This is a genomic window from Bacillus sp. BS1807G30 (genome assembly GCF_040047675.1).
Lineage (GTDB): Bacteria > Bacillota > Bacilli > Bacillales > Bacillaceae > Bacillus > Bacillus altitudinis.
In genome coordinates this window covers 2923396-2937175 of record NZ_CP157353.1, presented here as the reverse complement: position 1 = coordinate 2937175, position 13780 = coordinate 2923396, and the positions used below count along the sequence as shown (strand labels likewise).

General features: G+C 43.1%; 18 protein-coding genes and 1 riboswitch. Of the genes, 14 read left to right on the top strand and 4 right to left on the bottom strand.

Annotated elements, in window-relative coordinates; translation table 11 throughout:
* Positions 1 to 14: 14 nt before the first annotated feature.
* A complete protein-coding gene (locus ABG082_RS15255; RefSeq protein ID WP_348936222.1) occupies positions 15 to 857 on the bottom strand; it encodes an oxidoreductase in 843 nt (280 codons plus the stop codon).
* Between the two features lie 113 nt (positions 858 to 970).
* Here ABG082_RS15255 and ABG082_RS15250 point away from each other — a divergent pair, with 113 nt between their 5' ends.
* The 3 genes from ABG082_RS15250 to ABG082_RS15240 all read left to right on the top strand — a co-directional run bounded on the left by ABG082_RS15250 (position 971) and on the right by ABG082_RS15240 (position 2717).
* Positions 971 to 1417, top strand: coding sequence for a YusW family protein (locus ABG082_RS15250; RefSeq protein ID WP_171465740.1), 447 nt, complete (start codon positions 971 to 973; stop codon positions 1415 to 1417).
* Positions 1418 to 1562: 145 nt separating this feature from the next.
* Entirely contained in the window at positions 1563 to 2393 is an 831-nt protein-coding gene (locus ABG082_RS15245; protein WP_008347057.1) for an ABC transporter ATP-binding protein, read from the top strand.
* Between the two features lie 72 nt (positions 2394 to 2465).
* Positions 2466 to 2717, top strand: coding sequence for a YusU family protein (locus tag ABG082_RS15240; RefSeq protein ID WP_017359282.1), 252 nt, complete (start codon positions 2466 to 2468; stop codon positions 2715 to 2717).
* A 232-nt stretch (positions 2718 to 2949) separates the two neighbouring features.
* Here ABG082_RS15240 and ABG082_RS15235 read toward each other — a convergent pair whose 3' ends face one another.
* The 3 genes from ABG082_RS15235 to ABG082_RS15225 are packed head-to-tail and all read right to left on the bottom strand — an operon-like array spanning position 2950 to position 3709.
* A complete protein-coding gene (locus tag ABG082_RS15235; RefSeq protein ID WP_007500333.1) occupies positions 2950 to 3297 on the bottom strand; it encodes a spore coat protein in 348 nt (115 codons plus the stop codon).
* Between the two features lie 12 nt (positions 3298 to 3309).
* Positions 3310 to 3561 (bottom strand): hypothetical protein, encoded by a 252-nt coding sequence (locus tag ABG082_RS15230; RefSeq protein ID WP_060698253.1) that lies wholly within the window; start codon positions 3559 to 3561, stop codon positions 3310 to 3312.
* A gap of 10 nt (positions 3562 to 3571) precedes the next feature.
* Positions 3572 to 3709, bottom strand: a complete 138-nt coding sequence (locus tag ABG082_RS15225; protein WP_008347049.1) for a YuzL family protein — start codon at positions 3707 to 3709, stop codon at positions 3572 to 3574.
* Positions 3710 to 3908: 199 nt separating this feature from the next.
* Between ABG082_RS15225 and ABG082_RS15220 the strand changes: the two genes are divergently transcribed.
* From ABG082_RS15220 to ABG082_RS15170, 11 genes are all read left to right on the top strand, one after another.
* Entirely contained in the window at positions 3909 to 6296 is a 2388-nt protein-coding gene (locus tag ABG082_RS15220) for a 3-hydroxyacyl-CoA dehydrogenase NAD-binding domain-containing protein (RefSeq protein WP_348936221.1), read from the top strand.
* Between the two features lie 12 nt (positions 6297 to 6308).
* Entirely contained in the window at positions 6309 to 7484 is a 1176-nt protein-coding gene (locus ABG082_RS15215; RefSeq protein ID WP_348936220.1) for an acetyl-CoA C-acetyltransferase, read from the top strand.
* Between the two features lie 14 nt (positions 7485 to 7498).
* Entirely contained in the window at positions 7499 to 9280 is a 1782-nt protein-coding gene (locus tag ABG082_RS15210; protein ID WP_348936219.1) for an acyl-CoA dehydrogenase family protein, read from the top strand.
* Positions 9281 to 9390: 110 nt separating this feature from the next.
* A complete protein-coding gene (locus tag ABG082_RS15205) occupies positions 9391 to 9747 on the top strand; it encodes an arsenate reductase family protein (RefSeq protein ID WP_008356673.1) in 357 nt (118 codons plus the stop codon).
* Positions 9748 to 9813: 66 nt separating this feature from the next.
* A complete protein-coding gene (gcvH, locus tag ABG082_RS15200) occupies positions 9814 to 10197 on the top strand; it encodes a glycine cleavage system protein GcvH (protein WP_008347039.1) in 384 nt (127 codons plus the stop codon).
* A 44-nt stretch (positions 10198 to 10241) separates the two neighbouring features.
* The gene (locus ABG082_RS15195) at positions 10242 to 10478 is read left to right on the top strand and encodes a YusG family protein (RefSeq protein WP_348936218.1); all 237 of its coding nucleotides are present in this window, start codon (positions 10242 to 10244) and stop codon (positions 10476 to 10478) included.
* Between the two features lie 127 nt (positions 10479 to 10605).
* Entirely contained in the window at positions 10606 to 10950 is a 345-nt protein-coding gene (locus ABG082_RS15190; RefSeq protein ID WP_008347035.1) for a toprim domain-containing protein, read from the top strand.
* Between the two features lie 11 nt (positions 10951 to 10961).
* Positions 10962 to 11264: a thioredoxin family protein gene (locus ABG082_RS15185; RefSeq protein ID WP_007500346.1), complete on the top strand. Its 303-nt coding sequence runs from the start codon at positions 10962 to 10964 to the stop codon at positions 11262 to 11264.
* Between the two features lie 120 nt (positions 11265 to 11384).
* On the top strand, positions 11385 to 11726 hold the full coding sequence (locus ABG082_RS15180; RefSeq protein ID WP_008347033.1) for an SCP2 sterol-binding domain-containing protein: 342 nt from the start codon (positions 11385 to 11387) through the stop codon (positions 11724 to 11726).
* Between the two features lie 102 nt (positions 11727 to 11828).
* Positions 11829 to 11937: riboswitch (SAM riboswitch) on the top strand.
* A gap of 155 nt (positions 11938 to 12092) precedes the next feature.
* Complete coding sequence (locus tag ABG082_RS15175) at positions 12093 to 13118, top strand: methionine ABC transporter ATP-binding protein (RefSeq protein ID WP_008347032.1); 1026 nt, start codon at positions 12093 to 12095, stop codon at positions 13116 to 13118.
* Positions 13111 to 13779 (top strand): methionine ABC transporter permease, encoded by a 669-nt coding sequence (locus tag ABG082_RS15170; protein WP_025207943.1) that lies wholly within the window; start codon positions 13111 to 13113, stop codon positions 13777 to 13779. The genes ABG082_RS15175 and ABG082_RS15170 overlap by 8 nt, the downstream gene beginning before the upstream one ends.
* Position 13780: the final 1 nt, after the last annotated feature.

Genomic DNA, 13780 nt, shown 5'->3' with positions numbered 1-13780 from the left:
CTGTTTTTTTGTGCCTATTTTTTTGAAGATAGTGTCCGTAAAATAATGTTTTCCCATACATTCCAAGGCAGGAGCTGCTTCGCTATGAATGAAAGCCGAACACCTTTCCCGACAAGGTACCTTAGCTTCTTTAGCCGCTTCTTCTCTGCAAGCGAAACCACAAGCTCTGCAACTTCGCCTGGATCTCCATAGTTGTTTTTTTGCGCCTCTATATAGGACATCATGTTTTCATAAATAGCTGTGTATTTAGAACCTGCTGCGGGCGGTGTCATTTGCTCATTCATGGAGGTGTCCCAAATGTTCGTTTGGAAAGAACCCGGCTCAATCAAAGCGGCCTGAATGCCAAACGCAGCCAGCTCAATTCGCAAACTCTCTGTATAGCCCTCTAGCGCAAACTTTGACGATACATATGGAGAGAGTGCGGGCATTCCCATGAGTCCGCTGATACTGCTCATATTCAATATTTTTGCACCGCTCGTCATCAACGGAAGGACTGCTTGTGTCATTTCCATCACACCAAAGACATTCACTTCGAATTGCTCTCGGTACTGATCAACAGGCACCTCTTCAGCAAAACCAGCATAGGCCGTTCCTGCATTGTTCACAAGCAGGTGAATCGGAGCATAGGCATTAAGCCTTTTTTGAAATGCTTGAATGGACTGTGTATCTGTCACATCTAATGCTTCAATATGTATTGATTCGGATAAAGCGGCGTTCTTTACTTCTTCGGCAAGCTTTTTCGCATTGGTTTCCTGTCTTACGCCAGCAATCACAGTGTACCCTTGCTGAGCAAGACGCAGTGTGATGAGCTTTCCAAAACCGCTGTTGGCACCAGTCACAATGGCTGTTTTATTCATCATTCGGTTCTCCTTTTTGTTTTAATCTACCATAGTCTGCTGTTTTATTGAATAACGAAAAGGGGCTTGGAGAAGAATAAAAAACGATGCTATAAAATAGGAGGAAATACATGATGTGCTGGAAGAAGGCGGGACTGCTAGGAGTGCTGTTCTTTATGCTGTCTGGCTGTCGTTCAATCGAACCAATACAACATCCACATGAAGCAGAAGCTGAAAGTCTGTCCGCTGTTCAAATGAAGGAACTGCCATTTCAGCATTTGCAATTGCACGTACAATATGGACAAAAAAGCGAATTATATGAAGCTACCTATCGTCAAGCAGGTGGAAGAGAAGAAGCACTCATTCGAGATCATATGAATGGTGTCCGCTATGAAGGAGAAGAAGCTTTACGTGAAATGAAGATGAAGCTCAATGATATGTCGATTCCTAGTGCAAAGCTTAATGAAACATATGTCAATGAGTTATTATCTGCTTTTAATTTAGATGATGATTATCAGCGGATACGAGTCGATATCAAGCTCGAAGATGGGACAAAACGTGCATTCGAAAAGAAAAAGTAAACGAGACTTTCTCATTTTTTAATTGAAAATGATTTTCAAGATCACTTAAATCTGATACACTAAATTGAGATAAGTGATCTTTGACGTCTACATAGACGATATTCAATATAAAAAATTTGGATGAGAAAAGGAGCGTTTGAGCGGAATGAGTGCCATTTCTACTGAAGGTTTAAGCTTAGGTTACGGAGAAACAATGATCATAGACGAACTAAATGTGTCAATCCCTAAGGGTGAAATCACAGTATTTATTGGCAGCAATGGATGCGGTAAATCCACGCTACTTCGCTCTTTGGCCCGTCTCATGAAGCCAATGGGTGGTTCTGTCCTGCTTGAAGGTCATTCCATTGCCAAATTACCAACAAAGGAAGTGGCGAAACAGCTCGCCATTCTTCCGCAAGGACCAGAAGCGCCAGAAGGATTAACGGTGCATCAACTCGTCAAGCAAGGGCGATATCCTTATCAAAATTGGCTGAAGCAATGGTCAAAGCAAGATGAAGAAGCGGTAAATCGTGCACTGAAGTCAACGAAGATGGAAGACCTTGCTGATCGAACGGTTGATTCATTATCAGGTGGACAAAGGCAGCGTGCATGGATTGCGATGACATTGGCACAGGAGACGGATATTATTCTATTAGATGAGCCAACAACGTATTTAGACATGACGCACCAAATTGAAATCCTGGATCTTCTTTTTGATTTAAATGAAAAAGAGCAGCGCACGATTGTCATGGTTCTGCATGACCTCAATCTCGCTTGCAGATATGCGCATCACCTTGTGGCCATTAAAGACAAGTCGATTTATGCAGAAGGAAGACCGGAAACTGTCATTAACTGTGATCTTGTGAAAAATGTCTTTGATATGAACTGCCAAGTCACAACAGATCCTTTATTCGGAACACCGTTATGTATTCCGCACGGCAGAGGACGCTGTATTGTCCAACAGGCACAAGCTGAGACATTTCTTGCTGCAAGATAATCGTATGTGAAAAGCCTGACATCTGTTACACGCAGAGTCAGGCTTTTTTCTGAAAAAAGGAGCGGAATACAAATGGGAAATGAATTAGATGAAAAGCTCGAAGGCCTGCTTGATAAATATACAGAGCTGCTGCTTGGTGAAACGAATGAGGAACTGAAAAGAGATGTCTCGCAGTGGATCATCTATTCTCATATTGCCAAAAGCATGCCGCCTTTAGCCAAGCATTTTAATGACACGTATCCAGAGGCAAAAGAAGACATTAAAGAAACGATTCAGCGGATTAAGCAATTAAATGAAGCTCATCGTGCCAATAAAGACCGTTAAAAAACTGCCAGTACGAGCTGGCAGTATCAGATTGTTGACAAAGGGCTAAAATGAACTTTATTTTAGCCCTTTGTCTTCTTTTCAGCGTGATAGAAAACCTTTGCAGTCTAGGAAGGACGAGCATCGGAGCGGAGTGAATTTGACATTCGTGAGCACCGAAACGCAGGACTGACACCGAATGCGAGGGTTTGTCTACACGCTGAAACTGCCAGTACGAGCTGGCAGTTTTTCTTTATGACATGGGTGATGATCCGTACGGTGATTGATCAGTCAGTGTTTGCTGGAACTTTTGATGTGCCTGCTGGAGCTTCTGCTGGTCAGCGGCTTCGACAGAGTACCAGCCATATTTGAACATGACATCATATAAATGTCTTTGCGTTTTTTGTGTTTCTAGCGCAATTCGCTGAATATCTTGGTAAAGAGATTCATGGCTGAATTCATTCAGCGCTGTGTTATATCCGCTTGTCATATATTTTTCAGTCGACAAAAGGTCTGTGACAAAGTCGCGATCGTTCATGTTTGTCGTTGTTGGAACCGGCGTTTGTGGATTCCCGATTTTTTGTTGGTTTTGCTGTTCCATGTCTGTTACCTCCTATTGCATAAAGCCAGAAGACTGGCCTTGCCCTGAGCTGCCTAAATGTTGAAGTATTTGTGTGTAATGCTGATGGTGCATTTGACCAACTTGATTGAGTTCTTGTTTCAATGTTTGATCCTGACAATGCTCGGCCATAAAGTGGGCCTTTTTCATTGCGATCAAATTCCAGTTGAGCATATCCTCTAGGTACAAGGAATCCTTTACTGAAATCACCTGTGGGGGCATATTCATTTGCTGGTTGTTCAAGATGTGTTCCTCCTTACGATTTCTTTTTATATTGCTGATTTTGACTGGTCTTTTTACCGCCTAGGTCTGCTTCTTGTGATGGACCTGCGTTTCCTTTCACACTTGCAGCACTTACGCCTGCTTTTGATGGGTTCTTTTGCAAACGAGACATGTGGACATCACCTCCATTCTTACAATTCCCCCTCGTCTTTAATTCATACGCTGTAAAGAAAGACGCATGAGAATGTGTAAATTTTTGAAATCTGCTATTGAACTGTTTCGGAAAATCTTTTAAGATAAAGAAAGAGGCATTGCTTTTTTTTGGACAAAAAATGAATGACTGTTCATTCAAAATGTTTAGGGGGATATTTATGGGCAAACATATTCGCAAGGCGGCTGTCATTGGTTCAGGTGTCATGGGCTCAGGCATTGCTGCACATCTAGCCAATATCGGGATACCAGTAACATTGCTAGATATTGTGCCAAATGAACTGACAAAGGAAGAAACGGCAAAAAAGTTAACGCTTGATCACCCTAGTGTTCGAAATAGATTAAGCCAAGACGCAATGAAAAAATTGTTAAAGCAAAAGCCAGCACCTCTTACTTCAGCCAAAAACCTATCATACATCACACCCGGAAATCTCACAGATCACCTTTCCTTATTACACGATGCTGACTGGATCATTGAAGTCGTCACTGAAAAGCTCAGCATTAAACAACACGTATTCTCTCTCATCGACGAACACCGCAAAGAAGGCAGCATCGTATCCAGCAATACATCCGGTATTTCTGTTGAAAAAATGGCAGAAGGCCGATCAGCTGATTTTAAACGCCACTTTTTAGGCACTCACTTTTTTAACCCAGCTCGTTATTTAAAACTTTTAGAAGTAATTCCTATTCAAGAAACAGATCCAGAAGTACTCTCATATATGAAAACATTTGGTGAAGATGTACTTGGCAAGGGTGTGGTCGAAGCAAAAGATACACCGAACTTTATTGCCAACCGAATTGGCACTTATGGGCTTCTTGTCACAGTGCGTGAAATGCTTGAGAACAAATACACGATCGGAGAGGTCGATTCTGTCACAGGTCCTCTTATTGGCAGACCGAAAAGTGCGACCTTCCGCACACTTGATGTGGTGGGGCTCGACACATTTTCTCATGTAGCCCGCAATGTGTATGAACAGGTAGAAGGAAAGGAAAAAGATATTTTTCAGCTGCCTGAGTTTATGGAAAGAATGCTTGAAAAAGGGTGGATCGGCAGCAAGGCAGGGCAAGGGTTTTATCAAAAAAATGGGAAGACCATTTTAGAGCTTGATCCTGTCACACTCACATACGGAGAACGGACAAAGCTAAAGGATCCGGGTATTGACATTGCCAAGCAGCAAAAGGGGACAAAAGCGAAATTGAAAGCGCTTATTTATCAAGACGGCCGTGCTGGGCAATTGCTTTGGAATATGACCGCACCTGTTCTTCTTTATTCAGCTCATCTAAAAGGCGACATTGCGGATGATATTCAGTCCATTGATAACGCCATGAAATGGGGATTTGGCTGGCAGCATGGCCCGTTCGAGCTGTGGGATGCGATTGGCGTGAAAAAAGCCGTCAGTCGAATGGAAGCGGAAGGGCACAGCATCCCGACCTGGGTGCAAGATATGCTTGCAGAAGGACATGACACGTTCTATCAAGAAAATGCCGAAGGAGACCGTGCATTTTATCAGAATGGTGCTTATGAACAGGAAAAGGGAAACGACAAGAATATTTCATTAGCTAGATTGAAAAAGAAACACGATGTCATTTTTAAAAATACAGGTGCAAGCTTGATCGATATCGGGGATGATGTGACCTTGCTTGAATTTCATTCGAAAAGCAATGCCATTGGGCTTGATGTCATTGATATGATCAATCGTGCTGTAGATGAAACGGAAAAGAATTATAAAGGGCTGGTCATCGGCAACCAAGGAAAGAACTTCTGTGTTGGTGCGAATCTCGCCTTAATTTTAATGGAAGCACAGGACGACAACTTCTTTGAAATTGATTTTGTCATTCGCAGGTTCCAGCAGGCGATGATGAAGGTGAAGTATAGTGACCGTCCAGTTGTGGCTGCACCGTTTGGTATGACACTTGGCGGAGGGACGGAGCTTTGTCTACCAGCAGCCGCTATCCAAGCGTCCAGTGAAACGTATATGGGGCTTGTTGAAGCGGGGGTCGGACTCATACCGGGCGGAGGCGGAAACAAAGAACTCTATATTCGGCATCTACAAGGAGCGGAAAAGCCATCAGCAACTGCGATCCAAGATGCTGCGCTACAAACCTTTGAAGCCATTGCGATGGCAAAGGTATCTACATCAGCAGAGGAAGCGCGTGATATGAAGATGCTTCGAGTGAATGACCGGATCAGCATGAATGGTGATCATTTAATCCATGATGCGAAACAACTCGTTCTTTCTCTTGATGAAGCGGGTTATCGTGCACCTCTGAAGCGAAAGGTGCCCGTGATGGGGGAAACAGGCTACGCAGCAATGGTGCTGGCTGCTGAAAACATGAGATTGTCTGGATACATTTCAGACCATGACATGACCATTGCGAAAAAACTAGCGCATGTCATTTCTGGCGGCAAATTGCCATTTGGTACAGAGGTGGATGAACAATACTTATTAGAGCTTGAAAGAGAAGCCTTTTTAAGTCTTGTAGGGGAAGTCAAATCTCAGGCACGCATGCAGCACATGCTCGTTAAAGGAAAACCTTTACGTAACTAGGGGGGAGTCAAAATGAGAGAAGCAGTGATTGTAGCTGGCGCAAGAACACCAGTAGGGAAAGCCAAAAAAGGATCATTAAAAGATGTCAGACCTGATGATATGGGCGCATTGTGTGTAAAAGAAACGCTAAAGCGTGCCGGTGATTATGATGGAACAATCGATGATTTAATCATCGGATGTGCGACACCAGAAGCAGAGCAAGGGCTGAATGTGGCCCGGAATATCGGGGCATTAGCAGGTTTGCCATATACAGTACCTGCTATCACCATTAACCGCTATTGCTCTTCTGGTCTGCAGTCAATTGCTTATGCAGGTGAACGAATTATGCTTGGGCAGGCAGAAACCATTTTAGCCGGAGGCGTCGAATCGATGTCGCAAGTCCCAATGATGGGTCACTCCATTCGTCCAAACGCTCTTTTGGCAGAGCAAGCGCCTGAATACTATATGAGCATGGGCCACACAGCGGAGCAAGTGGCGCAAAAGTATCAGGTCACACGTCAAGATCAAGATGCTTTTGCGGTGAGGAGCCATCAAAAGGCAGCAAAGGCACTTCAAGAAGGGAAATTTTCAGATGAAATTGTTCCCGTTGATGTGACAGAAAGACGGGTAGGAGAGCAGTATCAACTAGAAGAACGCCAATTTATGTTCTCACAAGATGAAGGTGTCAGAGCGGGCACAACAGAGGAGGTTCTCGCAACGTTACGACCTGCCTTCTCAACAAAAGGCACAGTGACTGCAGGAAACTCTTCGCAGACGAGTGATGGAGCGGCATGTGTCATGATGATGGATCGGGAAAAAGCATCTTCTTTTTCTCTTCAGCCGCTCGCCAAGTTCAGGGCGTTTGCTGTTGGCGGTGTACCACCTGAAGTCATGGGAATTGGGCCGGTTGAAGCCATTCCGCGTGCACTGAAAATTGCTGGTCTAGAGCTGAAGGACATCGGACTGTTTGAATTAAATGAAGCATTTGCTTCTCAGGCGATTCAAGTCATTCGTCATTTAGGAATCGATGAAGAGAAGGTGAATGTCAACGGCGGCGCCATTGCATTAGGACATCCGCTAGGCTGTACAGGAACGAAACTCACGCTGTCACTCATACATGAAATGAAACGGCGAAATGAACAATTTGGTATTGTGACGATGTGTATCGGCGGGGGCATGGGAGCAGCAGGCATTTTTGAATTGATCTAAAGGGGGAAAACAGAATGAAAGCAATGGAAGATGTAAAAAAGGGTGGCAGTTTCTTAATTGATGAGACGAATTATGAGCATATCTTTACACCAGAGGATTTCTCTGATGAACATCAAATGATCGGGAAAACAACAGAAGATTACATTTTACAAGATGTCGTTCCGCACATAGATCAAATTGAAAATCATGAGTTCGAGCATTCTGTTCGTCTCTTAAAAAAGGCTGGAGAGCTTGGCCTGCTTGGTGCTGATGTTCCTGAGGAATTTGGCGGGCTTGGGCTAGATAAAATCAGCTCAGCCATCATTACTGAAAAATTTGCAAGAGCAGGCAGCTTCTCTCTTTCTTACGGCGCCCATGTCGGGATCGGTTCTTTGCCGATCGTGCTGTTCGGCAATCAATCGCAAAAGGAAAAGTACCTGCCAGGACTCGCCTCTGGAGAAACAATTGCGGCCTATGCCCTAACAGAGCCAGGGTCAGGTTCTGATGCGCTAGGTGCGAAAACAACGGCAGTCCTGAATGAAGCTGGAACACATTATGTCCTCAATGGGGAAAAACAATGGATCACAAACTCCGCATTTGCCGATGTGTTTGTCGTGTATGCGAAGATTGATGGTGAACACTTCTCTGCTTTCATCGTAGAAAAGGATTTTCCTGGAGTCAAAACAGGACCTGAAGAGAAAAAGATGGGCATTAAAGGGTCCTCGACGAGAACGTTAATCCTTGAAGATGCCGAAGTGCCAAAGGAGAATTTGCTTGGTGAAGCAGGCAGAGGTCATGTCATTGCCTTTAACATTTTAAACATTGGACGCTATAAGCTGGCTGTAGGGACAATCGGTGCATCAAAACGAGTCATTCAATTATCGGCAGAGTATGCCAATCAGCGTAAGCAGTTTAAAACACCAATTTCTCAATTTAGCTTAATTGGCGAAAAAGCAGCCAACATGTCGGCAAAGCTCTATGCCATGGAAAGTGCTGTATACCGCACAGTCGGGTTATTTGAACAAAGAATGGGTCTGTTAAGTGACGAGGAGCAAAAGGATGGGAAACAAATTGCGCAATCCATTGCAGAATATGCGATTGAATGCTCTCTTTGTAAAGTGCTTGGCTCTGAAACGCTCGATTACATTGTGGATGAAGGTGTGCAGATTCACGGCGGATATGGTTTCATGCAAGAATACGAAGTCGAAAGAGCTTATCGTGACTCACGAATTAACCGTATTTTCGAAGGAACGAACGAAATTAACCGATTGCTTGTGCCAGGCACATTCTTGAAGAAAGCGATGAAAGGAGAGCTTCCACTTCTTCAAAAAGCGCAAACCCTGCAGGAAGAGCTGCTGCTGATGATGCCGGAAGAGCCGGGTGATCAGCCGCTTGATCAAGAGAAATACTTACTTGCCCATGCGAAAAAGATCGCCTTAATGGTATCTGGAATGGCGGCGATGAAGTATGGAAAAGCATTAGATAAAGAGCAAGAAATCCTTGTGAATATAGCAGATATCGTCAATGAACTCTTTGCTGCTGAGTCGGCGGTCTTGCGTACGGAAAAAGCAATTGCTGCATCAGGCGCAGAAAAAAATGCACAAAAGCTTGCGTATACACAAATTTTCACACAGGAAGCCTTTTTAAAGATTGAAGCTCATGCGAAAGAATCATTGATTGCCATGGAAGAAGGAGATTCACTCCGTATGAGTCTGTCAGCCCTTCGCAAGCTGACAAGATTCACACCAATGAATGTCATTGCGAAAAAGCGTGAGGTGGCGAAACGAATCTTTGAAGCAGAGAAATATATCGTATAAGACGGCTTAAAAGGTGCGGATATCATGTCGCACCTTTTTGTAAGCATACATTTAGGTTTTTAACATGTTTTGTGATAAAATGTTGTCACTATTTGCAGGAGGTGAAAATGGTGGCTTTAGATTTTTACGAATACCCATCTTGCGGTACATGCCGAAAAGCAAAGAAATGGCTGGAAGAACACAATAAAGACATCAACAGCATACATATCGTCGAAGAGACGCCTGATAAAGAAACATTAAAAGCCCTTTACGAAAAAAGCGGTTTAGAGCTGAAGAAATTCTTTAATACGAGCGGTCAGAAATACAGAGAGCTGCAGCTGAAAGATAAACTTCCTGCAATGTCAGAGGACGAACAGCTTGAATTACTTGCGTCTAACGGAATGCTAATCAAGCGTCCAATAACAACAGACGGCAAACGAGTGACAGTTGGATTTAATGAAGATACATTTAAAAGCGTCTGGAAATGATGTAACTTTCATTCAGATTGTGGTATCTTCAATATAGATTGTAAGAAAAGACTGGAGGGGTATGAAATGAGCACACCAAAAGATTTACGTTATTCAGAAGAACACGAATGGGTCAAAGTAGAAGGAGATAAGGTGCGTATCGGTATTACGCATTTTGCTCAATCTGAGCTAGGGGATATCGTGTTCGTTGAGCTTCCTGAAGTAGGAGACAAAATCACAGCGGACGAGCCTTTCGGAAGTGTAGAATCAGTCAAAACAGTTTCTGAACTATACGCACCGATTAACGGCACAATCGTTGAAGTAAACGATGAGCTTGATGACAGCCCAGAGTTCGTCAACGACTCTCCATACGAAAAAGCTTGGATGATCGTAGTAGAGCCAGCGGATGCGTCTGAAATCGAGAACTTAATGACAGCTGAGCAATATGAAGAAATGACAAAAGAAGACTAATTCATGTGAAATTGGACACTCTACCTATATGGGGGGTGTCCAATTTGTCTTTTCAAAAAGAACAGGTGGATATAACAGAGCATGTCACTGGACGATTCAAAGAGAGCGGCATGGTGCTTTACCATCAAAACGAAGAGATTGGCACGATGATTAGTGAAAATCAATATGAATTAAAATCAGGTTATTCCTATGATCAAAACCGTTTTTATCGTCTGTCAGATACGTTGACCCATGGGACTGAAAAATATGTAGACTGTGACTATGAAAATGGCTGGTGCTGATCACAGATAAGGCTGCAGTGATTGCTGCAGTCTTTTTGTTGATCAATTGCCCAATCTTTACAACCTGAATGAAAGATTGTAATCTAAGGAAGAAGTGAATCAACGTCAAAAGGGCCGGGTGATCGTGATGAATGTCGAGATAGAAAAGGTCATCATTGTAGAAGGTAAATCAGATAAACAGAAGCTAAAAGAAGTCATAAGTGAACCTGTTACCATCATTTGCACCAATGGCACGATCAGTACTTCGAAGCTGGATCAGCTTGTGGACGATTTATTCGGGAAAGACGTTTACATATTAGCAGACAGTGACGATGCTGGCGACAAACTGCGGAAGCAATTTCGAAAAGAATTCCCTGAAGCACTGCATCTTTTTGTCGACAGAACGTACCGCGAAGTGGCCGCTTCACCGTCAGCCCATATTGCATCTATTCTATTAGCTGCAAACATTGATGTTCATTCGAAATATTTATAAGGGTGACGTATATGAAAGAGATTGAAGAGCATGAATTCAAGGAGATAGAGGACGATTTATTTCTTTTGTACTTATATACACCATTTTGCGGAACATGCCAGCTGGCAAAGAAGATGCTGGCAGTGGTTGATGCCATGCAGCCGGAAGTTCCTTTTTATGAGAATAATTTAAATTACTCGCCAAGTTTTGCAAAAGCATTTGAGATCGAAAGTGTCCCTTGCTTTCTCCTGTTTAAAAAGGGTGAAATCGTGCAAAAAGGCTATGCCTTTCACTCCGTTCCATATCTTCACGAAATGATTGAAACCGCTAAATAAAGCGTTTTTTTGTCATATTTCAAGCAATTCATTTGAAAATTTGTCGAGCTATTTATAAAGGACAAGCCGATGTTTGTAGAGAAATGTTATGTATAACCAAATGACAGGGAGGTTATACATGTGGAAAATGTGAAAGCCCATGGAAGTGCAGGGCAGCGATTATTGTTAAAGCCGTTGCTCTCATCATCATCCTTGAAGATTACATTTGAGGCGGAAACGGACTCTTGTACATTGATTGTGGATGAACGTGGTGAAGTGAAGAAACTACCTGCAATTGAGTTATCGGATCTCATCTTTTATGGTGAGCGAAAAGAGATTTTGCAATTATTAGATGGAGACATGTCCTTACAGCAGCTGATCAGCAGAGGACAAGTGAAAGTGAAAGGCTCATTTCGAGCACTTCTTAGACTAGAAGCGGTACTTTGGCTGACGAACGGTTTTTTTCGAAAAATGATAACGTAGTCGTTTACTTGGAAATTAGCGATTTACAGCGTTGACATATCTCAGATAGCATGATATTCTACGTTAGTAAAAACATGAACATCACATAAAACAACATATTTTCTCTTATTAAGAGAGGTGGAGGGACGTGCCCTATGAAACCCGGCAACCGTCAGCATAGCTGAAATTGGTGCCAATTCACTCAAAGCCGCAACGCTTTGAAAGATGAGAGAAAGGCGTATTTGATATAAAAGGCCTTTCTGCTTGCGTTGCAGTTAGGTCTTTTTTACTGACCTTGCGTCAGGCTAGAGTCATAACAGTCGGAAGAATAAATGAACGTATGTGATGGCAACCTATAGATTCAGCAAGAAAGCAGGTGAACAGACTGTGATCCATTTACAGAATGTATCAAAAACGTATCATTCAAAAAGCGGAAATGTTGATGCCGTGAAAGACGTCAACTTGGATATCGATAAAGGTGAAATATTCGGAATTATCGGGTATAGCGGCGCTGGGAAAAGCTCCTTGATTCGCCTATTAAACGGTCTGGAGTTGCCAACAGAAGGAATCGTTGAAGTGGCAGGCAACCGGATCAATGAAGTATCGAATGCGAAACTTCGGAAAGCAAGACAAGAAATCAGCATGATTTTCCAGCACTTTAACTTGCTCTGGTCAAGAACAGTGAGACAAAATATTATGTTCCCGCTCGAGATCGCAGGTGTACCAACGTCAAAACGGAGAGCTCGTGCAAACGAACTGATTAAATTGGTCGGTTTAGAAGGAAAAGAAAATGCATATCCTTCTCAGCTCAGCGGCGGGCAAAAGCAGCGTGTAGGGATTGCGAGAGCATTAGCGAATGACCCAAAAGTTCTGCTATGTGACGAAGCCACTTCTGCGCTTGATCCACAAACAACGGATTCCATCCTTGAGCTTTTAGCCGATATTAATAAACGACTAGGACTCACCATTGTATTGATCACACACGAAATGCACGTCATTCGCAAAATTTGTCACCGTGTGGCGGTGATGGAGAATGGCCGTATTGTCGAAGAAGGCGAAGTATTACGTGTCTTCAGACAGCCGAAAGAAGAAATGACGAAGCGATTCGTGAAACAGCTTGCTGAACCAGAAGAAGCAAAAGAAACGATCGAGCACGTCCTAGAGAGAGTAAAAGAAGGTCAGGTCGTCCGGTTGTCCTTTATCGGAGATTCTGCCGAACAGCCGCTGATCACGGAAATCATTCGATCCTTCAAGGTCGATGTGAACATCCTGCAAGGAAAGATTTCTCAAACGCAGGAAGGCGCGTTTGGAACACTCTTTATCCATATTAATGGAGACGAGAACGAAGTTAAAAAAGCCATCGCCTATATCCAAAGCAAACAGGTTGAAATTGAGGTGATGACACATGTTTGAGAAATGGTTTCCGAACGTTGATCTAGAGGTTATTTGGAACGCGACGGGTGAGACGGTCTATATGACACTCATTGCATTAGCGTTTGCTTTTGCTATCGGCATCATCCTTGGGCTGTTGCTCTTTTTGACAAGTAAAGGCGGTTTATGGGAAAACAAACCAATTAATGCTGTCATCGGCGCAGTCGTCAACATTTTCAGATCGATTCCCTTTATCATATTAATCATTCTATTATTAGGATTTACTAAACTAATTATGGGCACGATATTAGGCCCAAATGCAGCATTACCAGCCCTTGTCATTGGCTCAGCTCCTTTCTACGCACGTCTTGTTGAAATTGCACTGCGTGAAGTAGACAAAGGAGTCATTGAAGCAGCACGATCTATGGGAGCAAAAACGTCGACCATTATTTTCAAAGTATTGCTGCCAGAATCACTGCCAGCCCTTATTTCAGGAATTACTGTAACAGCGATTGCTCTGATTGGCTCTACTGCGATTGCAGGAGCAATTGGAGCAGGCGGACTAGGTGACCTTGCTTATGTAGAAGGATACCAATCTGGTAATACAGATGTCACACTTGTAGCCACTGTGTTTATTCTGATCATCGTCTTTATCATTCAAATAATCGGTGATTTGATTACAAATAAAATTGATAAACGTTAAG

Excerpts from the sequence above, each read along its gene's own strand:
- ABG082_RS15235 (WP_007500333.1), bottom strand. The coding sequence starts at position 3,297 with ATGGAACAGCAAAACCAACAAAAAATCGGGAATCCACAAACGCCGGTT.
- ABG082_RS15255 (WP_348936222.1), bottom strand. The coding sequence starts at position 857 with ATGAATAAAACAGCCATTGTGACTGGTGCCAACAGCGGTTTTGGAAAG.
- ABG082_RS15250 (WP_171465740.1), top strand. The coding sequence starts at position 971 with ATGTGCTGGAAGAAGGCGGGACTGCTAGGAGTGCTGTTCTTTATGCTG.
- ABG082_RS15185 (WP_007500346.1), top strand. The coding sequence starts at position 10,962 with ATGAAAGAGATTGAAGAGCATGAATTCAAGGAGATAGAGGACGATTTA.
- ABG082_RS15215 (WP_348936220.1), top strand. The coding sequence starts at position 6,309 with ATGAGAGAAGCAGTGATTGTAGCTGGCGCAAGAACACCAGTAGGGAAA.
- ABG082_RS15170 (WP_025207943.1), top strand. The coding sequence starts at position 13,111 with ATGTTTGAGAAATGGTTTCCGAACGTTGATCTAGAGGTTATTTGGAAC.
- gcvH (WP_008347039.1), top strand. The coding sequence starts at position 9,814 with ATGAGCACACCAAAAGATTTACGTTATTCAGAAGAACACGAATGGGTC.
- ABG082_RS15220 (WP_348936221.1), top strand. The coding sequence starts at position 3,909 with ATGGGCAAACATATTCGCAAGGCGGCTGTCATTGGTTCAGGTGTCATG.
- ABG082_RS15240 (WP_017359282.1), top strand. The coding sequence starts at position 2,466 with ATGGGAAATGAATTAGATGAAAAGCTCGAAGGCCTGCTTGATAAATAT.
- ABG082_RS15210 (WP_348936219.1), top strand. The coding sequence starts at position 7,499 with ATGAAAGCAATGGAAGATGTAAAAAAGGGTGGCAGTTTCTTAATTGAT.
- ABG082_RS15245 (WP_008347057.1), top strand. The coding sequence starts at position 1,563 with ATGAGTGCCATTTCTACTGAAGGTTTAAGCTTAGGTTACGGAGAAACA.
- ABG082_RS15225 (WP_008347049.1), bottom strand. The coding sequence starts at position 3,709 with ATGTCTCGTTTGCAAAAGAACCCATCAAAAGCAGGCGTAAGTGCTGCA.
- ABG082_RS15190 (WP_008347035.1), top strand. The coding sequence starts at position 10,606 with ATGAATGTCGAGATAGAAAAGGTCATCATTGTAGAAGGTAAATCAGAT.